The sequence below is a fragment of the Arthrobacter sp. DMZ02-1R genome, assembly GCF_057747935.1.
Genome location: NZ_CM173230.1, coordinates 721,486 through 744,498 on the forward strand (window position 1 = coordinate 721,486; position 23,013 = coordinate 744,498).

General features: G+C 62.6%; 16 protein-coding genes. 7 read left to right on the plus strand and 9 right to left on the minus strand.

The features are described from left to right. Window positions 1-159 precede the first annotated feature (159 nt). From AC3ANQ_RS03400 to AC3ANQ_RS03415, 4 genes are all read right to left on the minus strand, one after another. Window positions 160-1,629 (minus strand): SpaH/EbpB family LPXTG-anchored major pilin, encoded by a 1,470-nt coding sequence (locus AC3ANQ_RS03400; RefSeq protein WP_488303813.1) that lies wholly within the window; start codon window positions 1,627-1,629, stop codon window positions 160-162. After that, window positions 1,626-4,421 carry a DUF7927 domain-containing protein gene (locus tag AC3ANQ_RS03405; protein WP_488303814.1) on the minus strand — a complete coding sequence of 932 codons (2,796 nt, stop codon included), beginning with the start codon at window positions 4,419-4,421 and terminating at the stop codon, window positions 1,626-1,628. Before AC3ANQ_RS03405 ends, AC3ANQ_RS03400 begins: the two co-directional genes overlap by 4 nt. Before the next feature lie 424 nt (window positions 4,422-4,845). Then, the gene (locus tag AC3ANQ_RS03410) at window positions 4,846-5,331 is read right to left on the minus strand and encodes a hypothetical protein (protein ID WP_488303815.1); all 486 of its coding nucleotides are present in this window, start codon (window positions 5,329-5,331) and stop codon (window positions 4,846-4,848) included. A gap of 304 nt (window positions 5,332-5,635) precedes the next feature. Next, window positions 5,636-6,403: a hypothetical protein gene (locus AC3ANQ_RS03415; RefSeq protein ID WP_488303816.1), complete on the minus strand. Its 768-nt coding sequence runs from the start codon at window positions 6,401-6,403 to the stop codon at window positions 5,636-5,638. Between the two features lie 350 nt (window positions 6,404-6,753). Here AC3ANQ_RS03415 and AC3ANQ_RS03420 point away from each other — a divergent pair, with 350 nt between their 5' ends. Continuing rightward, window positions 6,754-6,948, plus strand: coding sequence for a YegP family protein (locus AC3ANQ_RS03420; protein ID WP_488303817.1), 195 nt, complete (start codon window positions 6,754-6,756; stop codon window positions 6,946-6,948). 54 nt (window positions 6,949-7,002) lie between these two features. On the opposite strand, the gene aceE is transcribed toward AC3ANQ_RS03420, so the two are convergent. Continuing rightward, the gene (gene aceE / locus AC3ANQ_RS03425) at window positions 7,003-9,759 is read right to left on the minus strand and encodes a pyruvate dehydrogenase (acetyl-transferring), homodimeric type (RefSeq protein ID WP_488303818.1); all 2,757 of its coding nucleotides are present in this window, start codon (window positions 9,757-9,759) and stop codon (window positions 7,003-7,005) included. A gap of 344 nt (window positions 9,760-10,103) precedes the next feature. Here aceE and AC3ANQ_RS03430 point away from each other — a divergent pair, with 344 nt between their 5' ends. From AC3ANQ_RS03430 to AC3ANQ_RS03440, 3 genes are all read left to right on the plus strand, one after another. Continuing rightward, window positions 10,104-11,672 (plus strand): NCS1 family nucleobase:cation symporter-1, encoded by a 1,569-nt coding sequence (locus tag AC3ANQ_RS03430; protein ID WP_488303819.1) that lies wholly within the window; start codon window positions 10,104-10,106, stop codon window positions 11,670-11,672. Between the two features lie 107 nt (window positions 11,673-11,779). Then, a complete protein-coding gene (locus AC3ANQ_RS03435; protein WP_488303820.1) occupies window positions 11,780-12,538 on the plus strand; it encodes an aspartate/glutamate racemase family protein in 759 nt (252 codons plus the stop codon). 21 nt (window positions 12,539-12,559) lie between these two features. Beyond that, complete coding sequence (locus AC3ANQ_RS03440; RefSeq protein WP_488303821.1) at window positions 12,560-13,324, plus strand: SDR family oxidoreductase; 765 nt, start codon at window positions 12,560-12,562, stop codon at window positions 13,322-13,324. Between the two features lie 29 nt (window positions 13,325-13,353). Here the strand turns inward: AC3ANQ_RS03440 and AC3ANQ_RS03445 are convergent, their stop codons facing one another. After that, window positions 13,354-14,265: a glutaminase gene (locus AC3ANQ_RS03445; RefSeq protein ID WP_488303822.1), complete on the minus strand. Its 912-nt coding sequence runs from the start codon at window positions 14,263-14,265 to the stop codon at window positions 13,354-13,356. Between the two features lie 5 nt (window positions 14,266-14,270). Then, window positions 14,271-15,887 carry a PucR family transcriptional regulator gene (locus tag AC3ANQ_RS03450; RefSeq protein WP_488303823.1) on the minus strand — a complete coding sequence of 539 codons (1,617 nt, stop codon included), beginning with the start codon at window positions 15,885-15,887 and terminating at the stop codon, window positions 14,271-14,273. Window positions 15,888-16,159: 272 nt separating this feature from the next. On the opposite strand from AC3ANQ_RS03450, the gene AC3ANQ_RS03455 reads away from it, so the two are divergent. Next, on the plus strand, window positions 16,160-17,758 hold the full coding sequence (locus AC3ANQ_RS03455) for an amino acid permease (RefSeq protein ID WP_488303824.1): 1,599 nt from the start codon (window positions 16,160-16,162) through the stop codon (window positions 17,756-17,758). A 14-nt stretch (window positions 17,759-17,772) separates the two neighbouring features. Then, the gene (locus tag AC3ANQ_RS03460) at window positions 17,773-20,550 is read left to right on the plus strand and encodes an aminotransferase class I/II-fold pyridoxal phosphate-dependent enzyme (RefSeq protein WP_488303825.1); all 2,778 of its coding nucleotides are present in this window, start codon (window positions 17,773-17,775) and stop codon (window positions 20,548-20,550) included. Here the strand turns inward: AC3ANQ_RS03460 and AC3ANQ_RS03465 are convergent. Continuing rightward, window positions 20,540-20,677, minus strand: a complete 138-nt coding sequence (locus AC3ANQ_RS03465; RefSeq protein WP_488303826.1) for a hypothetical protein — start codon at window positions 20,675-20,677, stop codon at window positions 20,540-20,542. The genes AC3ANQ_RS03460 and AC3ANQ_RS03465 overlap by 11 nt on opposite strands. 118 nt (window positions 20,678-20,795) lie before the next feature. Here AC3ANQ_RS03465 and AC3ANQ_RS03470 point away from each other — a divergent pair, with 118 nt between their 5' ends. Then, window positions 20,796-22,286: a cation:dicarboxylate symporter family transporter gene (locus AC3ANQ_RS03470; protein ID WP_488303827.1), complete on the plus strand. Its 1,491-nt coding sequence runs from the start codon at window positions 20,796-20,798 to the stop codon at window positions 22,284-22,286. 73 nt (window positions 22,287-22,359) lie between these two features. Here AC3ANQ_RS03470 and AC3ANQ_RS03475 read toward each other — a convergent pair whose 3' ends face one another. Next, a complete protein-coding gene (locus AC3ANQ_RS03475) occupies window positions 22,360-23,013 on the minus strand; it encodes a DUF1254 domain-containing protein (RefSeq protein WP_488303828.1) in 654 nt (217 codons plus the stop codon).

The following is a 23,013-nucleotide window of genomic DNA, read 5'->3' on the forward strand; positions in this document are numbered from 1 at the left end:
GGGGGTCTTTCGGGCCGGGTTCGGAACCCTCCATGAATTCTTCGAGGGTTTGAGTCATTGGAGCCTCTTGCTTTGATGGACGGGAGAGGTGTGGGGCATCCACCAGGTTGGTGGATGCCCCACACCTTGCATCATGGGACGCAGGTCACCGAGGGATGGTTACTTTGCCTCGTTGCGCTTCCGACGGCCGGTGACCATGAAGAGACCGGCACCTGCCAGCACAAGAATCCCGCCGGCGGTCAGGGCCCAGGTTCCCACACCACCGGTGAGCGGCAACTGGAATCCGGCGTTGTGCAGGACGTTGTTGATCGTCACGGTGACGACCGTCGGGTCCGAGCTGGTGACCGTGGTCTGGACCGGCTGGGCGAGCAGTTCGTAGCCGGCCGGAGCCTTGGTCTCTACCAGCCAGTACGACTGGTAGCCGGGCTGGCCCGGGCTTACTGCAACCCCGTTGGCCCAGTTGGAGTAGCGCAGTCCGGAGATCACCAGGTTGCCGCTGGCATCGGTGGTCCAGGAGCTGACACCGGCGATGGTGATCGCGTTGGTGCCGGCCAGGGCATCAGCCTGTGTCGGGTAGACCGAGAATGTGGCGCCGGCCAGGCTCGCGGAGGTCTTGGAGTCCTGCTTGTGAAGGACGATGTCGCCCCACTTGGTAACCACCGGGGGAGTGACGACCGGACCGCCGGGCTGGCCCGGAGTGATGGTGAAGCTGGCCGCGTTCGGGTAGACGAGGGCCGTGTTCGAAATCTGGCCGACCGTGTTCACGGTGGTGTTCACCGTTACGACGACTTTGGCCGTGGGGTTGGCGGCCAGGATCGCCCGGCCGCTGGCGGTGAAGTCGACCGTGAGGGTGTTCGTGGCCGCGTTGAACGCGATGGTGTAGTCCTGGTTCAACGTCAGTGTGGCGCCGTTGGAGAGCGCTACCGACGAGTTTGTGTACGTCAGTTTCGGGTCGAGCTGATCCACGATCCGGTAGCCATCAATCGGGTTGACATTGGGGATGTCGCCGGTGATGGTCCACTGCACGTTGTCACCAAGCTTGATGGCCGGGGCGTCCGTGACGGTCTTCGTGGCGCCGGTCACCGCGTTCTTGGGGTAGACGTTGACGTTGTACATCCAGTTGTTCTCGTTCACGGGGTCCGTCATGGGAAGAGTGACCAGGAACGGAGCCGCAGGAGTGACGCCGGCCGGGTAGCCGGTCTCCGTCACCAGGTAGAGGCCCAGCGGAAGGTTCGCCAGGGTGGCTGTACCGGTCGCGTCGGTCGTGACCGCGGTGCCCGGGGTGGCCGCCTGCGCGGCGGCCTGGGCCGGTGTCAGGGCTGCCGCGGCAGTCCAGCCCGCGTTGGTCGTCAGGTCAATGTTGTTGACCTTCTGAACCGTGAACGTGACTCCAGCCATGGGCGTCAGGCCCGCTAGCTGGGCCGGGGTCAATGCTGTTCCGTTGTTGGGCAGGTTGGTTGGCGTGGCCGGCTGCTGGTACTTGTGGATAGTCAGCGTAGCCGTCTTGGACGGATCGATATTCGCAATGTTCGCCGCGTGCGCGCCCCCTGCCCCGAGGGCAAGCATTGCTGCCGAGGCAATTGCGGCTAGCGAAGCAACTATTCTGCGCCTCACCTTCGATGATTTCATCGTTTTCCTTTCTTGTTGTCCCCAGGGAGATGCACGGAGCTTCGCTCAGCAATCTGGGTATGTGGGGTTTTGTCCGCTCGCCTGGTCATGATGAGGGCGAGCGAAGTCATGAGGAGGAGGATCCCGAGAAGGGCACCTCCGAAGAGACCGGAGTTGCCTGGTCCGCCGGCGGCTGGAAGCTTCACGCCCGCCGTGTCCAGGACGGTGATGGTCGAACCGTTCACCGTTACTGAGCTTCCGGCGGTGGCCGTGTCCAAGGTGATGCTGCCGTTGGCAGCCACCGTGAACTTCACGGGGGTGGCCAGGAGTGAATAGCCGCTCGGGGCTTTGGTTTCGAGCAGCCAGTATGTGCCTGGAAGCAGGTTCCTGACCTCGATCAGTCCGGGAGATCCGGACACGGCGCTGCTCACCCCGACCACGGTGGTGCCCATTTGCCCGGCGGCATCGTTGTGGATCTCAAAGGTCGAGCCGGTCAGCGGGACGGTGGAACCCTGGGTCGGGCCGGGCCCTGATTTCTGCACGAACAGGTGGCCCGTGGTCGGGTTCGTTGTGAAGCACGCAGGGTCAAGCGGCGCCGCGCTGCCCGTGACGCATCGTGCCGGCGGGATGACCCCGTTGCCGGTTGCCCCGTTCTTCAGGGTCACTAGCCACGCATTCGTATTGACGGTCACCGAGTAGGTCAACACCGCCGTGCCGTTGCCCGGGAGAGTAAATGAGGGGGTGACCAGCTTGTTGCCGGCGCCGGGGTCCGGAACTGCGATGGGCGTGCCGCCGTTGATGGTGAGCTTCGCCGAACCGGCCGTGAACGTGGCGTTGTTCAGCACCTGGCTCAGGTCATCGGTGAGGATGACACCGGTGATGGGATTGACGGTGGAGTTGGTGGCCGTGACCGTGTAGGTGATCACCCTGCTCGCAGCCGGGTCGCCGGGGTTGATGTACGTTCCGGAGGCCGGAGAGGCGGTCTTGCCCAGCGTCCACGAGCCCACCGGGTTGACGGTGCAGGTGGTACTGCCGGCCGGGCAGGACGTCGGGGGAGTGGTGGTTGTCGAGGGCGTCAGGTAGTTCTCGACCGAGGCATTACCTGGAGAGCCCGGGTTGTTGACCTTCACCTGGTAAGTCACCACGCTCTTCGCGCCCGCGGCCACCGTGCCGGTGATGCCCAGAGTTGGCGGTGCCGCCCCCGAGTTGTTCGCGACAACCAGGGCAGTCCCGCTCGTGGTGGTCGTGGTGATGGAGTTGGCCACGAAGGTCGTGTCGTCCAGCACGTTCCCGAGCCAGTCGGTGTAACTGACGGTGGCCGGGGCCGTACCGGTTGTGTTGTCGAAGGTCAGTGTGTAGGTGAGTACCTGCCCGGGTTGGACCATGGTCCCGGCCGCCGGATTCACGCTCTTGGAAGCCACCAAGTTGGGCAGGAGAGCTGTGTTCACGAATCGGCAGGTGACCTCGGTCGAGACCGTGCTTGAGGAAACCGGAATGCTCGTGCTGTTGACGTTGAACGAGGTCCCAGTGCCGCTCAGGAATGGAGCGGCGGTGAGGTCCGGGGTGTTCCAGCATTTCCAGGTGGTGGTGTATCCGCCGGTAGACGTCGTTTGGCTCTCGGAGAACGTGTAGAACACCCCGCTAGCCTGGGCGAGGACGGCGGCAGGTCCCACCCGGCGGCTCTGGACACCCGAGGCGCTGCCGGAGGTGGTGGTGCTTCCCAGGACGGCCCCGCCGCCGGCGGTGTCACCACGTTTGATGGACAGATTGAACTGGTCGCTGGCGCTCACGCGGCCGCCGACGATTTCCTTCTGCAATATCACGTGGGGCGGTGCCGGCTGGCATGAGGCCAGGTCCGTGCCGCTGGGGTAGCCCAGTGCTGTCCTGGTCCCCAACGGCTGGAAGGTGTTCGGGTCGTAGACAGTGACGTTGGTACTCGTGCCGAGGTTGCTCGACTGAATAATCAGAGAGCCGTTGGAATCAAAGGCGATGCCGTTGTAACCAGGATCGTTGGTCGAATTGCCGATCAGGATGCTTCCGGTGGAGTTGGCCAGGGTTGCGCCCGGGGTGGCGCCCACGCCGGTGATGGTGAAGATCTGGGCGCTTCCGGGGTACGCCGTCTGTGCGTTGTCGACCTGGGAGAGGATGGCGTAAAGGTTTCCCTGGCTGTCAAAGGCAAAGTCGCCGTTGGTATTGGCCGGTACAGGGTCCCAGGTGTTCGTTGTGGAGTTGAAGTTGTAGCCCAAGTAGGCGGAAGAGGATACCTGAAGGCCGTTGACGACCAGGGTAACGGCCCCGGTTGCGGGATCGTAGCGCCAGATGTACAGGTTGACGGTCCAGCTTGGCGGGTTGCTTCCGGCGACTGGGATGTCCTTGTAGCCGCCGAAGTAGTATGCGCCGTCGACGGGGTTGACCGCGCCGGCCACGGTGCCGCCAGCGATCGAAGTATCGACATTTGTGATAAGAACAGGCGCGGGATTGGTTGCCGTGGGATTGTAGGAGTAGAGGTTGACCGATGTCGCGAGACGATCGACGAAATACAGAATCCCGGTTTGGGAGCTGACGCCCAGTGCGTTTGCGTTGTTGAGCGGAGTACTGGTGTTGGCCATCTGGTAGTCGTACACAGGGTTGTTGCTGGAGTTCACGTGCGAGCGGTATATCCCCCCGGACTGACCGATCGCGTAGAAGACGTTGGGCGCGCAGACCTGGGAAACCGTCAACGCCATCGGCAGCAATGCCGTGCTGGCGTTCGCAGGGACAGACTGCCCGGCTGCACCCTGGGGGGACCCGGCGGCGTTTGCGGCCGCTGGCATTGCGACAAGCTGCAGCAGAAAAACAAGGACAGTGGCAAGACCCAGGATCAGCCGTGACAGGGAGTGGTGTGTCTTTGGGGGTAGCCCAGCTGGGGCCTTGTAGACCCTTGGGAAATTCCGGGCGCTCATCACGAACCCACCCTCATCCCAGGCCTTGCTGTGGTGAATTTGTTCAATATCACCGGACACCTCACTAGTAGTAACGACCAGGCCCACGCCCGGAACTTTGCATCTGACAGGTATGTATCGGTATCCGGAAGAACGTGACGGCGATTCCGGTAGGAAACTCTCAACTTTTTTTCAGGGGCACCCGAGGTCGGTCATGTAAAATCCGCAAAACGGCGCGGCAGGGCCGGCCACCCCTCCGCCAACAGGCGTGAACCGGCTGCACCGTCCTGCGGAACCTGATCCGGCAGAGGGCTATTCAGGGAAAGGAAATGGGTGTGATGGCGTCGTGTTCATCCCAGAGCCTCGCCCCGGTGACGGTCAGTGCCTGGACAGCCATGGCGCTGATGAGCTCTCCTGCATGGCTTTGGTCGTTTTCGGTGACGACATACGTGAAGACGAACTCGGTTTCCCCTCCGGCTGGCATCGGACCGAAACTCAAGACGGACGGGCCGGTCGCGTAGCTCAGCTCTTCCAGTCCTGCGTTGGTGAAGGACCGCAGGACAAGGGTGACATCGGTGAGGACTTCCCCTGAATCATTGATGACCCAGGCAGAATAGGTCAGGGTGTCGTGAGGAGCCGCTGTGGCCTTGTGTGCGTAGTGGACCAGGCGCACTCCGGCACCGTGCAGGGGACACGCCAAGAAGACTCCGGGAGCGGTGGCATCCGATGGAGGCGATGCGTGTCTCGTTTCATGGGGTTGCCGTTCAATTTGATTGTCCGGGTTGCCCGGGATCTGGAGCATTAGGACCTCCTTGGGAAAAGTGTGTTCAGCCATTGGGCTCTCGGCGTTTCTGCCCGGCGACGTCCGCGGGCGGGTGCTTGGCCGATAGCGTCTTTGCCGGGAGGTGCCATCGGTTCCTGGACGGTGACCATCGATGAGGTGAACCGCCGAGTGCCGGTGGCGGTGTCCCGTTCACTGGCTGGGCTATGGCCCGGCAGGCTGAGAACGGCATCCATGATGGCAATTTCCCTTAGTGAGCCCTCGTTCGCGCGTCGGTCGGGGCCAGTGGTTGAAGCGAACAGATTCGCCGGACTTTCATGGCAGGTCATCGCGACTGCGGCCTTACCGGGATCCCTCGGAGCTGCGCCATGAGGCTCATGGCTTCGGCGTCCGTTGACGGGATCGGCTGGTACCGGAGCTTGCAAGGGCCGAGGGCCCCGTTGCGCAGCGCTTCAAGGCGCCTCTTGCACCTCAGCGCATCAGCAAGATTCCCTGTTGAACCTTGGATGAGGAAGTCCACCCTGCCATGGCGGTACACCTGTATCGCTGATTCGCCGGTGAATTCCTGGGCGCAGATTCGACCCACTTCCACGGACAGGGTCCAGGAGCCTTTCAGTTGTTTGTCCATGAGAGGAAACAGGAAAGCCCCCAAGATGAACTTGCCGGGCCCGTTCGCTGTCCGACGCGCGTCTTGAAGTGCGCGTTCGAAATGGGCTGTGGTTGCCAGGCCCGTTGTGACATCCGTACAGGACGAAGGCTGTTGGTCTTGCTCTCTGGCCTCTACCCATCCGACGGCGATGTCCTGCAGTGCGCTTTGATCGACCGGTTGTCCGGCAGCTGTGAAGAGGGACCGCAGATCGGTCATCGTTTCAGCTATCCCCACGCCGTGGAAGGAACGCGATGCGCCCAGATGCCGGGCTGCACCAACAGAGGAATTCCCGTTCATCACCGAGAAGGCCATGCCTTCGACTTCTGGTACGAACCAGTCCCGGACATACCGCCAGCCATCGCGCAGGCTCTGGTCCCGCCACCGGTCCAGAAGCTGCCACATGCCATTCTCAACGGGCACGGAAGGCGCTGTTTGAATCTTCATGCCTAACTTGTGGCGCGTGCAGACGATTCATGTTGCAAGTGCCGCGAAATATCTGCGACGAGGGCAACTAGTCAAGTCAAGCCGGTGCGCTCGGAAGTTGGCTTACGGTGTCCTTGTTGATGCAGTCCCTCCTGCGCCCCGGGCAGCGCCGGCCGGGCCTAGACCTTGGATGTCCCCATGTCTTCCGGTTCACCTCGGATTCCGGCATAGGTCTACCGAAAAAGGTTGAATATTACCCATGGGTAGGCCTTATGGGACGCTCCGATGGCGGATATTCTCTTAGGGACTTCACGAGAGTCAGTGGTCATCGAAAGGGATGCAACGATGCATCCGCGGTGGAAAGAGAGTTTATGTCTGGCATTTTCGAAATCTTGGCAGCAGGGGAGCAAGCGTTCCACTTCCGATTGAAGGCCGACGATGGAACGGTCGTGGCAGTGTCGCCTAAGTTCCCGGATATCGCGGCCCTCGTGGCCGGAATCAATGCAGTCAGGGAGAGTGCCGCCACAGGATTCGTGGTGGATCACCGCTCGCTCGGAGCTAAATAAGAAATCGGCGGCAGTGCTCACAGGAGCACTGCCGCCGATTAGTTTTAGGGCACCTTAGGCGTCGCCTCCTGAACCGCCGGTGGTGCCGGCGGTGACGTCCAGGAGCTTGTAGCGGTCAATCGCGTACGACGGCGCACTCGGGTCTACCTCGCCCCTCGCCGCGAGTAGTTGCAGGGCTTTCACGACGATGGAGTGGGTGTCGTTTTTGAAGTAGCGGCGGGCGGCTTGGCGGGTGTCGGAGAAGCCGAAGCCGTCGGCGCCGAGGGAGGCGAATTCGTTGGGGATGAATTGGCGGATCTGGTCCGGGACGGCTTTCATGTAGTCGGTGACGGCGATGACGGGTCCGGTGGCGCCGGCGAGTTGCCGGGCGATGAAGGGGGTGCGGGGTTGTTCGCCGGGGTTGAGGAAGGCGTGTTCTTCGGCGGCGAGTCCGTCGCGTCGGAGTTCGTTCCAGGAGGTCACGGACCAGACGTCGGCGGAGACGCCCCAGTCGCCGGCGAGGAGTTTCTGGGCGTCCAGGGCCCAGGGGACGGAGACGCCGGAGGCGAGGATCTGTGCGCGGGGTCCCTTGGTGTCCCGGTCCTCGGGCTCGGCCGGGGCGAGCAGGTAGATGCCTTTGAGGAGGCCTTCGGTGTCGAGGTTTTCCGGTTCCGCGGGCTGGGTGATGGGTTCGTTGTAGACGGTGAGGTAGTACATGAGGTTCCGGTCCTCGGAGTGTTCCCCGTACATGCGTTGGAGTCCGTCGCGGATGATGTGGCCGATTTCGTAGCCGTAGGCGGGGTCGTAGGTGAGCACGGCGGGGTTGGTGGAGGCCAGGATGGGGGAGTGGCCGTCGGCGTGCTGGAGTCCTTCGCCGGTGAGGGTGGTCCGTCCGGCGGTGGCGCCGATGATGAAGCCGCGGGTCATCTGGTCCGCGGCGGCCCAGAAGGCGTCGCCGGTGCGTTGGAAGCCGAACATGGAGTAGAACACGTAGATCGGCACGAGGGGTTCGCCGTGGGTGGCGTACGCGGTGCCGGCGGCGGTGAACGCGGCGACGGCGCCGGCTTCGTTGATGCCGGGGTGGATGAGCTGGCCCATGGGGGATTCCTTGTAGGCCAGGACGAGGTCCCGGTCCACGGAGAGGTAGTTCTGGCCCTTGGGGTTGTAGATCTTCGCGGTGGGGAAGAACGCGTCCATGCCGAAGGTCCGGGACTCGTCCGGGACGACCGGGACGAAGCGGGCGCCGAAGTTCTTGTCCCGCATGAGGTCCTTCAGGAGCCTCACGAAGGCCATGGTGGTGGCGGCCTGCTGTTTACCGGAGCCGCGTTTGGCGACCTCGTAGGATTTCTCCTCGGGCAGCACCACGGGGGTGTGGGTGGAACGGCGTTCGGGGACGGGCCCGCCCAGGGCGGCGCGGCGGTCCATCATGTACCGGATTTCCGGGGCGTCCATGCCGGGGTGGTAGTACGGGGGCCGGTACAGGTCCGTGTCGAGTTGTTCGTCGGTGATGGGGATGCGCAGGTGGTCCCGGAAGGCCTTGAGGTCTGCCATGGTGAGTTTCTTCATCTGGTGGGTCGCGTTGCGGCCCTCGAAGTGGGGTCCGAGCCCGTAGCCCTTGACGGTCTTGGCCAGGATCACGGTGGGTTTGCCCTTGAACTCGGCCGCGGCCTTGTACGCGGCGTAGACCTTGCGGTAGTCGTGGCCGCCGCGTTTGAGGCCCCAGATCTGGTTGTCGTCCAGGTCCGCGACCAGGTCCTTGGTGGCCGGGGTCTTGCCGAAGAAGTGTTCGCGCACGAACCCGCCGGACTCGGCCTTGTAGGTCTGGTAGTCCCCGTCCACGGTCTCGTTCATGATCTTCACCAGGGACCCGTCGGTGTCCCGGGCCAGCAGGTCATCCCATTCCCGGCCCCAGACGACCTTGATGACGTTCCAGCCCGCGCCGCGGAAGAACGCCTCCAGTTCCTGCATGATCTTCCCGTTGCCCCGCACGGGCCCGTCCAGGCGCTGGAGGTTGCAGTTGATCACGAAGTTCAGGTTGTCCAGGTTCTCGTTCGCGGCGAGCTGGAGCAGGCCGCGGGACTCGGGCTCGTCCATTTCCCCGTCGCCCAGAAACGCCCAGACCTGCTGGCCGGAAGTGTCCTTCAGCCCCCGGTCGTGCAGGTAGCGGTTGGACTGGGCCTGGTAGATCGCGTTCATCGGGCCGATGCCCATGGACACGGTCGGGAATTCCCAGAACGCGGGCATCAGGCGCGGGTGCGGGTAGGAGGACAGGGCATGGCCCTGTCTGGACTTTTCCTGCCGGAACCCGTCCAGGTCCTCCTCGCTCAGCCGGCCCTCCATGAACGCCCTCGCGTACATGCCCGGGGACGCGTGTCCCTGGAAGAACACCTGGTCCCCGCCCGAGGGGTGGTCCTTGCCGCGGAAGAAATGGTTGAAGCCGACCTCGTACAGGGTCGCGGCCCCGGCATAGGTCGAGATGTGCCCGCCCACCCCGATGTCCGCCCGCTGCGCCCGGTGCACCATCACGGCCGCGTTCCAGCGCATGTACGCCCGGTACCGGCGCTCGAACTCCTCGTTGCCCGGGAACACCGGCTCCTGGTCCGCCGGGATCGTGTTCACGTAATCGGTGGTCGTCACCATCGGCACCCCCACCGACTGGGACCCCGCCCGCTGAAGCAGGCTGCGCATGATGAACTGCGCCCGCTCCGTGCCCTGCTCCCTGATCAACGCATCCAAAGACTCAACCCACTCGGCAGTCTCTTCCGGATCACGATCAGGCAGCTGGGAAGTCAACCCGCTAAGGATGTGTGAGGTCTCTTCTCCTGCAGCCACGTCCAACCTCTCTTCATTGAATGTCTGGGCGCTTGCACTGTAGTGCGCGCTGAAACGTGCATGGAAATTTCGTATTGTGAGAATAAAATTCTGTATTTCGAGATTAGCTATGCGTTCGCCAAGCGTCAATCTAGCGCCGCAGAGGCTGGTCCTCGCGAGGCCACGCGGCGCCAGATGGCCGATTGTGACCGCCGTCGGGAGTGAAGCCCTTGACCAAAGGTGACCTGGCTCATAAAGTTATTTCACTATTCAATAACTAGATTCCACGATGCGAAAAAGCTTCACATCCTCTCACAGCGTCTCGGAAGCCTAGTTGAAGCACCACAAAGAAGTGGAGATACACGATGCAATCGACTCCCCCAGTCGGCGTCACAACGGCTTCGGAGCAGACCATACTGCCTGGCAGTTCGGTACATCCGTCAGTAGGAAATGAAACGCTCTGCGATGTAGCGTCCGTCGCAGCAGGCCGCACCATCAGCCCCAGCCTTTACAACCTGGACCTTGCCCCCACCAAGAAAGAGGGCAGGCGCTGGACCAGCTACAGCATCTTCACCCTCTGGGCCAACGACGTCCACAGCCTTGGCAACTATGCGTTCGCCATCGGCCTCTTCTCGCTTGGCCTGGGCGGGTGGCAAATCCTCGTGGCCCTTGGCATTGGCGCAGTTTTGCTATTCACCCTCCTGACCTTCTCCGGCTTCATGGGCCAGAAGACGGGCGTTCCCTTCCCGGTGATGAGCCGGATCAGCTTCGGCATCCGGGGCGCTCAGCTCGCCAGCCTGGTCCGCGGGGCCGTGGCCATTGCCTGGTTTGGAATTCAGACCTACCTAGCCTCGGTGGTGCTCCGCGTCATGCTTGTCGCCATGTTCCCAGGACTCAAGGACTTGGATGCCAACTCCATCCTGGGCCTATCCACGCTCGGCTGGATCGCCTTCGTATCGCTCTGGATTGTTCAGTTGGTCATTGTCAGCTTCGGCATGGAAATGATCCGCAAGTACGAGGCCTTCGCTGGCCCCATCATTCTCGTCACCATGCTGGCCATTGCCATCTGGGTCTTCGTCGAGGCCGGGGGTGCCATCCAGTGGTCCGGCATCAAGGGACTCGAAGGCGGCGAGATGTGGCGCACGATCTTTGCCGGCGGCGCCCTCTGGGTCTCCATCTACGGCACCTTCGTCCTGAACTTCTGCGACTTCACCCGTTCCTCGGTGTCCAAGAAGTCGATTGTCCGCGGCAACTTCTGGGGCATCCCGATCAACATGCTCCTATTCGGCGCAATCGTGGTCATCATGGCCGGCGGCCAGTACAAGATCAACGGCAAGATCATTGAAAGCCCCTCGGACATCGTGCAGAGCATCCCCAACACGCTCTTCCTGGTCCTGGCCTGCCTTGCCTTGCTGATCCTGACTATCGCAGTGAACCTCATGGCGAACTTCGTGGCACCTGTCTACGCCCTGACCAACCTCTTCCCCAAGCACCTGAACTTCCGCAAGGCAGCCTGGGTCAGCGGCACCATCGGCCTGATCATCCTGCCGTGGAACCTCTACAACAACCCCCTGGTGATCGTGTACTTCCTGGGCGGACTCGGCGCGCTGCTCGGACCGCTGTTCGGCGTCGTGATGGCCGACTACTGGCTCCTGCGCCGCGGCAAGGTCAATGTCCTCGACCTTTACACGGACCACCCTTCCGGCACTTACTTCTACAAGCGTGGCGTCAACCCCCGGGCGATCGCCGCCATGGTTCCGGCCGCCGTCGTCGCCATCCTGATTGCATTCGTACCCGCACTGGAGGCCGCAGCACCGTTCGCCTGGTTCTTCGGCGCCGGCATCGGGGCGTTGTTCTACTACTTGCTTGCAGACAAGAAGCAGCAGCACAGCGACATCTCCGGTGAGTCGATCGCCGTCGTCAGCAACCACTAATACTCAACTGACTCGCAGTTAATGTCGTTTTGGCTCGTCAAAACGACAACGACTGCGAGTCAGTTGGGCTAACCCGGCTACCAGGCAACCCAATCAAGGAGGAACCCATGCGAATCCTCGTCGCAAACGTCAACACAACCCAATCCATGACGGACTCCATCGCGGCCCAGGCTCGAAACGTCGCGGGTCCGGGCACTGAAATCATCGGCATCACCCCACGGTTCGGCGCCGATTCCTGCGAAGGGAACTTTGAAAGCTACCTTGCCGCCATCGCTGTAATGGACCGCGTGGTCAATTACCCAGAACCGTTCGACGCCGTCATCCAGGCGGGTTACGGCGAGCACGGCCGCGAGGGGCTTCAGGAGCTCCTCGACGTCCCGGTGGTCGACATCACCGAGGCCGCTGCCAGTACTGCGATGTTCCTCGGCCACAAATACTCGGTGGTCACCACATTGGATCGTGCGGTTCCGCTCATCGAGGATCGCTTGAAGCTTGCCGGGCTGGACGCCCGCTGCGCCTCGGTCCGTGCGAGCGGGATGGCCGTGCTGGAACTCGAGGAATACCCGGACCGCGCTGTGGAAGCCATTGTGGAACAGGCTGAACGGGCCGTGCGTGAGGACAAGGCAGAAGTGATCGTCCTCGGCTGCGGAGGCATGGCCGGGCTCGACGAGCAGATCCGCCAACGTTGTGGCGTCCCGGTAGTGGATGGAGTGGCCGCCGCGGTGACCATCGCCGAGTCGCTGGTCCGCCTGGGCCTCTCCACGTCCAAGGTCCGGACCTACGCCACGCCGCGCCCCAAGACGGTCATAGGCTGGCCGCTGACGATCACAGACACGACGACGGCGGATGCACCCGCCGCGCACTAGTTCAACAACCAGGAGAACCGCGTGAGCGAAACCATCCCCACCCAGCCCCGGGTCGCCGTCGTCACCGGAGCAGGTTCCGGGATCGGGCGGGCAGTCTCCCGGCTTCTGTTGGCCGAGGGCTACCGCGTTACCCTCGCCGGTCGCCGGGAAGCGCAGCTTCTCGAGACCGCTGACGGCCACCCGGAGGCGCTTGCGGTGCCGTGCGATGTGACAGTGCCCGACGACGTCGTGCGCCTTTTCGCCGCGGCCCGCCGGCGCTGGGGGAGGGTCGACGTCCTTTTCAACAACGCTGGCATCTTCGGTCCTTCCGGAGGCGTGGACGAGATCAGCGTGGCCGATTGGGATGCCACGCTGGCCGTGAATGTCACGGGCTCCATGCTGTGCGCGGCCGAGGCTGTGCGGACCATGAAATCGCAAGAACCGCAAGGTGGGCGCATCATCAACAACGGCTCAATCTCGGCCCATTCGCCGCGGCCATTGTCCGTTGCGTACACGGTGAGCAAACACGCCATGAGCGGCCTGACCAAGAGCATTGAGCTGGACGGGCGCCCCTTTGGTATCAGCTGCGGGCAGATCGATATCGGCAACACGCGCACCGAAATCATGGACACCATCGGCGTGGGCTCGGGGGCGCTCCAGGCCGATGGGAGTAGACGCGTGGAGCCAATGTTTCCTGTGGAGGATGCCGCACGGGCGGTGCTCATGATGGCCAATATGCCGGCGTCGGCCAATGTTGGTTCAGTGGTGGTGACCGCGGCGGGGATGCCGTTCGTGGGACGCGGCTAGCTCGGCGCGGTTAGAAGCCCAGCGCCGGGCTAGAAGATCGACCAGCCCGTGCGGGTGGTGAACTCATCCAGGGCGGCAACGCCCGCCAGCGAATTCCCGGATCGCCCCAGGCCAGGGCTCCAGACGCAGATGGTGCATCTGTTGGGCACCACAGCCACAATGCCGCCGCCTACCCCGCTCTTGCCCGGGAGTCCCACGCGGTAGGCGAATTCGCCCGCGGCGTCGTAGGTGCCGCATGTGAGCATCACGGCGTTGATCCTCTTGGTCTGGGACGGGGACAACAGCGGTGTGCCGTCCCCGCGCAGCCCGTTATTGGCCAGGAACCTGCTCGCAAGGGCCAAATCGGTGCAGTTCATTTCCAGGGCGCACTGGTTGATGTAGGCCTCGAGGACCGAGTCCACGGGGTTTTCGAGGTTTCCGTAGCTGGCCAGGAAGTGTGCCAGCGAGGCGTTGCGGTGACTGTTCTCCGCCTCCGAAGCGGCCACTACGGGGTCGGCATCGATAGAGCTGTTGCCGCTTTCTTGCCGGAGCAATTCCCGGACGGGAGATGGCGAGTCACCCGCGATGCTGAGCAGCCTGTCGGTGACAACCAGGGCGCCGGCATTGATGAACGGATTCCGCGGAATTCCGTCTTCGTGTTCCAGCTGTACCAGGGAATTGAACGGATTGCCGGATGGCTCCCGGAACACGCGCTTCCAGATGCGGTCGCCGTCCCCGGCCAGCACCAGGGCGAGGGCGTAGACCTTCGAAATGCTTTGGATCGAGAAGGGAACGTCAGCGTCGCCGGAGGAGAACACGTCACCGCTGGAGGTTGCCACGGAAATGCCGAATTGCTTGGTATCCACCGCGGCCAGGCTCGGGATGTAGTCTGCGGGCGCTCCTTGGCCGAGCAAGGGCTGAACCGTGCCGGCAATGTCGTCAAGGAGATTCTGGAGATCCATGTTTCTTAGCGCCGTCCTTCGGAGTGGTTCCACAGCCTCAGCTGAAGGTGTGCGAGCAGCCGTTGCTCTGCGGAGTGGAGGTCGATGCCGGCCACTTCGCAGGCTCGCCGCAGCCGGTAATGGACCGTATTCCGGTGGACGGCCAGTTCTTCCGCGCACCGGTTCACATCACCGAAGAATTCAAGGTAGGTCAACAGCGTAGTGGCGAACTCGGGGTACTTGCTGCACAGCAGGGAGATCCCTCCATGCCGAAGGTCGGTCCTCGAAGCCAGAAGCTCCAGCAATTCCTTCGTCAGAACGGTCGTTTCCACGTCCGCGTAGGACGCCACGTGGATCGAGGGCGTGCTTTCCAGGACCTTTAGTACACTGCGGACGTGCTCCAGCGTGCCATGCAATGCGTCCAGGCGTTCGACGACGGGCCCGACGGCGGCCTGCACCTGGCAGTGCAGGTGGACCCTCGCATCCCGGACAATGACGTTGATGAGGCGGTTGATGGCCGGCGGAGACTTTATGGGGTCAAGGTCAGGAAGAATCATGGCTATTTCCAGGCCGATGGCTCCCACCACGGCACCGGGACGGTAGGCGGCCGCATGGATCGATGCCACATTGGCCAACTCGCCACGCCGCAGTTGCAAGCCCGCTGCCGTCTCGTCGTCGCCTTGGGCGGAAATCAGGACGAGGGCTGCCGGCTTGGATGGATCGATGCCCGCGGACTGTGCCTGGGAATGGATCTGGGGAGTGCCGCTGAGCAGGCTGGAGATCCGGTCGCGCCGTAGTGCCTGGGATTGCTCGTTGCGGTGCCGGACCAGTTCTATGGCCGCGTGCCGTGCCGCTCCAACCATGAGCTTGTCCGTGTTGTGAGCGAGGGGTTCCTTCCCTTCCTGAAGCCAGATGTACCCCAGGATCCTGTTGCCTGCGTGGATACCGATCGCCACGCGCTCCCGGAGACCTTCCGTCGGGTTGGCTTCCATATGGATGGGAGCTTCGGCCGCTTGCAGGTGCTTGTAGACCCCTGATTCCTTCAACAGTTTTTGGTAACGCTCAGGTCCACGCCGGGCCAGGATGGAGAGCCTGCGGAGTTCATCGACGTCGTTGGAGGCCGGTGAGTACGCGAGGACGCGGTTTGCCGGATCCTCAATGACCACGTGGCCGTTGGCCAGGGTCGCGGTGGTCTGGGCGATCGCAAAGAGATCCCGGTGAATGATCGTGGAGGCGTCGGTGGAAAATGCAGGCTCCTGGATGCGGTTCTTGGCGACGCTCTCCAGCGTGCCCCAGTTCATTGCAGGAGACACTGCGATCAGGCCGATTCCGGTGGGAAGCAGCACTTCCCGGACGGCGTCCAGGTCCTCCTCGTTCCCTTTCACCGCGACGGCGGCAGGGTAGTCCGGAATCAGCTTCCGGATGCCGGGCAATGCCGCGCGACCCCGGACTCCGATCAGCAGGACCAAGCTCCCGTGTTGGACCGGCGCCTCGTCCTCGGCGTCCACGATCACCGTTTCACGAACCGTGCCGTTGTCCGTTCCGGGAGGAACCAGCAGTTGCCCGTTGTCGACGCCAATGTCTTCAAGTATGTCGCTGAGCATGGCGCCAATGACATGCTCGGCAGATTCATGGGGTGCCACCCGTATTCACTTCCTCTAAGCGGCTTAGCCGCGCTCACAGCCATGAACACTACTCGCACTCTGGCGGAATGAAGTTGTCATTCACGCACAACGGGGATCGGGCGAATTTAGCTGGCCAGACAGTTCCTTCCCTTCCGCCGGAACCTAGAGTTGTTTCCGTCCCCTCCTCTGACGATCCAGCAGTGTAGCTGTGATTCCACGCGTCAGCAGGGGGACAAGTTCTGGAGCATGCAACCGCACCCGCGGAACCGGAGTCAAAGGAGACCCCTGGAATGAAACGCACACTGAACCCGCCTGCGCCGAGCCCGATCGCCGGGGCTCAGATTGCCGGGCTTGATCTCGCTGATTCGCTGGAAAACAACCGGGAGCTTCTTGGCGACCGTTCAACCGCTGCCCAGGATTTTTCAAGCGAGGACGCTGGTTACCACAAGACCCTCAAACCCCGGCAGATCCAAATGATAGCGATCGGGGGCGCGATCGGAACGGGCCTCTTCATGGGGGCGGGTGGCCGATTGAATGGTTCCGGTCCGGCCTTGATCTTCGTCTACGCCCTTTGCGGGTTCTTTGCGTTCCTGATTCTGCGCGCCCTTGGCGAACTGGTTCTCCACAGGCCATCCTCGGGTTCGTTCGTGTCCTACGCCAGGGAGTTCTATGGCGAGAAGCTGGCCTACGCGGCAGGCTGGTTGTACTTTCTGAACTGGGCTATGACCTCGATTGTCGATGTCACGGCCGTGGCGCTTTACGTCAAATTCTGGGGGCAATTCTGGGTGCCGCTGCAAACAATCCCGCAATGGCTGATCGCACTCTGCGCCCTCGTCATTGTCCTGGCCCTCAACCTCGTCTCCGTGAAGATCTTCGGCGAGATGGAATTCTGGTTCGCCATGATCAAGGTGACTGCACTGGTAGCCTTCCTCGTCGTCGGGGTCTGCTTCATCGTCTTTGGCGGGAAGACCGACATCGGCGTTCCCGGGCTGGGCGTGATCCTGGACCACGGCGGAGCCTTCCCGACGGGAGCCGTGGCGCCCCTGCTCGCGATCAGCGGCGTCGTATTCGCGTATGCCGCGATTGAACTTGTTGGTACGGCTGCAGGCGAAACTGCCAACCCGGAAAAGGTGATGCCCAAGGCCGTCAACACGGTGGTCTTCCGGATCGCACTCTTCTATGTCGGTTCCGTGGTGCTCCTCTCGTTGCTCATGCCCTTCACCGCGTACAAATCCGGCGAATCGCCCTTCGTCACCTTCTTTTCCCATCTCGGAGATCCCCATGCCGCGGCTGTTTCGGCATCCGTGATGAACTTCGTTGTCCTGACAGCGGCTTTGTCGAGTCTCAACGCCGGCCTCTATTCCACGGGCCGGATCTTGAGGTCCATGGCGGTCAATGGCTCCGCGCCACAGTTCACCGCCAGGATGAGCAAATCGGGGGTGCCGTATGGCGGCATCCTGCTGACAGCGGTGATCACTCTTCTTGGCGTCGGCCTGAATGCCCTGGTGCCGTCCCAAGTGTTTGAGATCGTTCTCGAGGTGTCTGCGATCGGGATTATCGGCGGCTGGGCAACCATCATCCTGTGCCACATCAAGCTTCAGACCTGGGTCAGGCTCGGCAAGGCCGTTCGTCCGTCATTCCGGCTCTTCGGAGCCCCCTTCACCTCATACCTCACGCTCGCCTTCCTTGCCTTCGTTCTCGTCACGATGGGCTTCTCGGAGACCGGGCGCTGGGTGCTCGCTTCCCTGCTGCTCCTGATACCCCTGCTCATTGCCGGCTGGTTCGCTTGCCGCGAACGGATCCTGGAGGCAGCCGAGGCCCGACGCAGCCACACTGGCGACCTGCCCGTCGTCGTCGGCTCCTTCTCCCAGGGCGGCCAACGCTCCTGATGCACAACGAATTGATGGAAAGCGGAACCACCTTGCCCGGCATCACGCCCCGAAACAACAGCGCCACCCTGACCAAGCGAAGCCAGCGGGACATCGGCACGCCCAGCAGCGCGTGGCGTTCGCGCGCCGACGCGTGGGAGTTTCTCGGGTACGCGTTCAAGCAGCTGGCAAAGGGCGGCACGGGAACGCCGCCGCGCTCCGGACTGCAGGACCAAGCCGTTCAGGCGCTGCGCCTTCTTCAGGCGATGGAACTGTATTGGGCAGCGCCGGGGCTCGCCGCGTTGGCGCCGTTACTCGACTGCGTGGAATCCGGTGATTACGACGCCGGGCTGGAGATGATCCGCGGAATGTCCCACCTGATGCCTACCGTCAGTCCGGGACCAGCCATTCCGGGCCGAATCGGCCCGGAATCAGGGCAGCCCGGGGCCGGGCGCTCCATCCCGGGTGTTCAGGACGAAGGCTCCCGGGAGCAACGGCCGGCGAGCGAGCGGCCCCGGTTCGAGGTCCTGTTTGTCGACGACATCACCGAACAAGAAGCCGAAGCGCTGAGAGCGGAAATGCTGGCCCAGCGGAGGCCGTCCGATGCCTTCACCTATGAACTCATCGTGGTTCCCAGCTACGTGGATGCGCTGGTTGCCTTGATCCTGAACCCTGCCATCCAGGCGTGCATTCTCCGCCCCGGATTCACCATCGGCAGCAGCCAGCCGCTTGGCCGCGACCTGAGGAAATACCTTGCCGGCCTCGTGAGCCCTGAACTTGCCGGGACGCCACCGCTAGGCAGGTTCCTCAGCCTGGCCGAACAGATCTCCGAGTTACGCCCCGAACTGGATGTGTACCTGGTGGCCGGTGTCGCCATGGAGAGCCTCGCGGGTTCACTGACGAAGCGGTTCCGCAGGATTTTCCGCAGGCAAGACAATCTCGACCTGCACCTATCGCTGTTGTCGGGTGTCGCCGAGCGGTACAGGACCCCGTTTTTCACCGCGCTACAGGAATACAGCCGGCGGCCGGCCAGCGTCTTCCACGCCTTGCCGATCTCTCGCGGCGGCTCGGTGGGTAATTCGCCCTGGATCCGCGACATGGCCGATTTCTACGGGATGAACCTTCTCTTGGCCGAGACGTCCGCAACGTCGGGAGGCCTCGATTCGCTGTTGGACCCGCACGGATCGATCAAGGAGGCCCAGGACTTGGCGGCGCGTGCTTTCGGTTCCCAGAAGACCTTCTTCGTCACCAATGGAACGTCCACTGCCAACAAGATCGTCCATCAGTCCATCCTTGCTCCAGGGAATGTGGTCCTCGTCGACCGCAACTGCCACAAATCCCACCACTACGCTTTCGTCCTCGCCGGAGCCCAGGTTTCCTACTTGGACGCCTACCCGCTGGACAAGTTCGCGTTCTACGGTGCCGTACCCTTGGCCACCATCAAGGCCCGATTGCTGGCCTACCGATGTGCCGGGCGCCTGGACGAAGTCAAGATGATCACGCTGACCAACTGCACCTTCGACGGCATCGTCTATGACGTAGAACGTGTCATGGAAGAATGCCTGGCCATCAAGCCGGACCTCGTCTTCCTTTGGGACGAAGCCTGGTTCGCCTTCGCCCGGTCCCACCCCGTCTTCCGGCGCAGGACGGCCATGGCCGCGGCGAGGAAGCTCGAGGCCTCATTCAGTGATCCCGGCTATGTCGCCAGGCACGCCGAACAGGCGGCATCGCTCCACGACGCGGTGACGGGCGCGCCCGCCGATGATGAACTCTGGCTGAAGACCCGGCTGATCCCGGATCCAGCGAAAGCGCGGCTGCGCGTCTACGCCACGCAGTCCACCCACAAGACCCTCACCTCGCTACGTCAGGGATCCATGATCCATGTCTTCGACCAAGACTTCAGTGAGAATAACCAAGAGTCGTTTCGCGAAGCATATATGACCCATACCTCCACATCGCCCAATTACCAGATCCTTGCTTCGCTCGACATCGGCCGCCGCCAGGTGGAGCTTGAGGGTTTCGGACTGGTCCAGAAACAGGCGGATCTGGCAACCATCGTTGCCCAGGCAGTGGCCCGCCACCCCCTGCTGAAGAAATACTTCCGGGTCCTCACGTCGAGGGACCTCATTGCGGCGCCCTATCGGGAAACCGGCAGTGCCATGCCGCTCCGGGATGGGCTGGCAGCACTGGCGGACGCCTGGCTGCACGACGAGTTCGTCGTCGACCCAAGCCGCCTCACGCTGGACATCAGCCGGACAGGGGTCGACGGCGACACTTTCCGGCACCGGTATCTCGCCGACAAGCACGGGATCCAAGTCAACAAGACCTCCCGTAACACCGTGCTCTTCATGACCAACATCGGCACGTCCCGCAGCGCCGTCGCCTACCTGATCGAAGTCCTGGTCAAGCTCGCCGAGTCTTTCGAGGAGGAATGGCCGGCGCCGAAAACGGCAGACGCCGGCCCCGCCGAGGGCCTCACGGGAGCCACTCCGCCGTTGCCCGATTTCAGCAGGTTCGCGAGGCGCTTTCGGCGGGATCCGCTCAGTCCCGATGGGGACATCCGTGCCGCCTATTTCGAGAGCTACAAAGACGGATCAACCACCTACCTGTCGGCCGACGACCTCAAGGCCAGGATCGCGGAAGGCGAGGAAGTTGTTTCGGCCGGATTCGTCACCCCCTACCCTCCGGGCTTCCCCATCCTTGTTCCGGGCCAGGTCATCACCAGCCAGACGCTGGAGTTCATGGCTGCCTTGGACACCCGTGAAATCCATGGCTTCGACTCAGAGCGCGGCTACAGGGTGTTCACTCGGTGACAGTGTCGGCAGCCAGTTCCGCTTGGTGCAGCGCGGACTTCACCCAGTCCAGGAAGTCGTCGCGGTCGGTCATGCCCTCAGTATGCTCTTGGCTCGGGGCTTGCACAGGCACAAAGAATCCATTCATGATGGCATCTTTTCCACAATATGAAAATTAGATTCCCTCTTGTGGAATCGTGTGAGCGGGATTACATTGATTTCATCCCCGAAATCGGGGGCTGTTCCCAAATGATTGGTTCAGATCAATGAAGTTCCCAGACTCTGCGGCGCTGAAGGCGAGTTCGGCCCCGCGGAAGAAGAAGCCACTGTACAAGTCGCTCTTCTTCCAAATTCTGATCGCCGTCGTCGCAGGTGTACTCATCGGCCATTTTTGGCCGAACATCGGGTCCACCCTCCGGCCACTGGGCGATGGTTTCATTCAACTCATCAAGATGATCATCGCTCCGCTGATCTTCCTCGTGATCGTCACGGGAATCTCGGCAGTGGGCGACGTCAAGGCGGTCGGAAGGGTCGGGGTCAAGGCCCTCTTGTACTTCACCGGCGCCACGCTTTTCGCACTGGTCTTCGGCCTGATTGTCGGAAACCTTGTCCAGCCGGGTGCTGGACTGCACATCGATCCCAGCACTCTCTCCCAGGATGCGCTGAACGCAAAGACCGGGACTGCCCCGCCCAAGGACGCGGCTTCCTTCCTCCTGGACATCATTCCCACGTCTGTGATCGGCGCTTTCGCAAGCAACAGCCTGCTGCAGGTCCTCTTCTTCTCGGTCTTCTTTGGCGCGGCAATCGTCGTCATCGGGCGTGAGCGCTGCCTCCCGGTCATCAGCCTCATGGAAACCGTCCTGGAACTGATCTTCAAGATCATGTCCTGGATCATGAAAGTCGCGCCCATTGGTGCCTTTGGTGCCATGGCTTTCATCATCGGCCAGTACGGACTGGACACCCTGGGGACGTATGCGCTCCTGATCGCCTCCTGTTACGGGGCAGCCATCGTCTTCATCGGCCTGCTGTTCCTCGTGGCCTGGAGCTTCGCCCGGGTGCCCCTGTGGCAGTTCCTGAAGTACACCCGTGAGGAATTCCTCCTCGCACTTGGCACGGCATCCACCGAAGCCGTCATGCCGCGCATCATGACCAAGCTGACCAATGCCGGCTGCTCCCGTGCCACCACAGGCCTGGTTGTCCCCACGGGCTACTCATTCAACCTCGACGGCGCCGCGATCTACCTTTCGATCTCGTTGCTGTTCCTGGCCCAGGCCTTCGGTCATCACCTCGACCTCGGGCAACAGTTGGCAGCCCTGGGCGTCCTGCTCCTGACGTCCAAGGGCATGGCCGGCGTACCGGGCTCGTCGTTCCTGGCACTGTCCGCTACGGCGGCCGCGCTCGGCATCTTCCCGGTTGCAGGCGTCGCCCTGCTCCTCGGCGCCGACCGCCTCATGGACTCGATGCGCGTCGTCGTCAACCTTCTAGGCAACTGCGTAGCCACGTTCGTCGTCGCGAAATGGGAGGGCCAGTTCGACCGTTCCGTTATGCTCCGTGCCTTCCGCGGTGAAATCACCAACGAGGATTCCGCGATCATGCTCGGAGCCGAGGACGTCTTTGAGGAACAAGAAATCGAACGCATCAGCGAAGGGCGGGAGCCCTCTCCGAAGTTCCGCGGCGGGCCGAGCGCGGATGAGATCCCACAGTTCGAGATGATCAAGCCGGGCCAACACCGGAGCCCCTCGGTCAGTCCCGACTAGAGGCACCACGCTCCATTCCAGTTGAGCGCCCCACGACACTGTCGTGGGGCGCTCAACTGCGCACAGGGGATTGCTACTGTTTCAGCGGCGCGAGCTGTATTTGCTTCGCAAGCGCGTAAGCGATCGGCAGATCGCTGTCGCTCTCGACGAAGACACGGCCAATGACGAGCGCGGAATCGGTTGGGGAAGAAATCTGCGTCATGCCGTTTGGTACGGTTCCCTTCCAGCCGGGCCTGCTGAGAACATAGTCGCCGGCCTTGGTTCCTGTCGTGCGTTTGCCGACGTAGGCAAAAGTGGTGCTCGTCGACGGGTGGGTGAACTGCACGCTGAAGTAGCGGCCGGCCATGTCCGGAACGTGCAGGACTTGCGGCCCTTTGCTCAAATCGAGCCAGCCGCCAACGTAGAGCAGATCGTCGGCTCCGGTTGCCATAAGGCTCCCGCGGGACGCCGACGGGGAAGAGGTGCCTGGCACGGCATACAGCGTGTTGACGGGGATCGGGCCGTCACCGAACCCATGCTTGACGATCGCCCTCTTGTATCCGTTGACCGTGAGACGCGGCCAGAGGTAGATGAAGGCCGGCGCGCCGATCACCCATACGATGACTGCCGCTATGGCCAGTGGAGTGATCCCGTCCCCGCTGGCGATCCGCCGGTAGATGACCCAAGCGAAGACCGCCAGAATGACGACTGTGAGGGGACGTCCATACTTCAAGATGAGGCGGTTCAT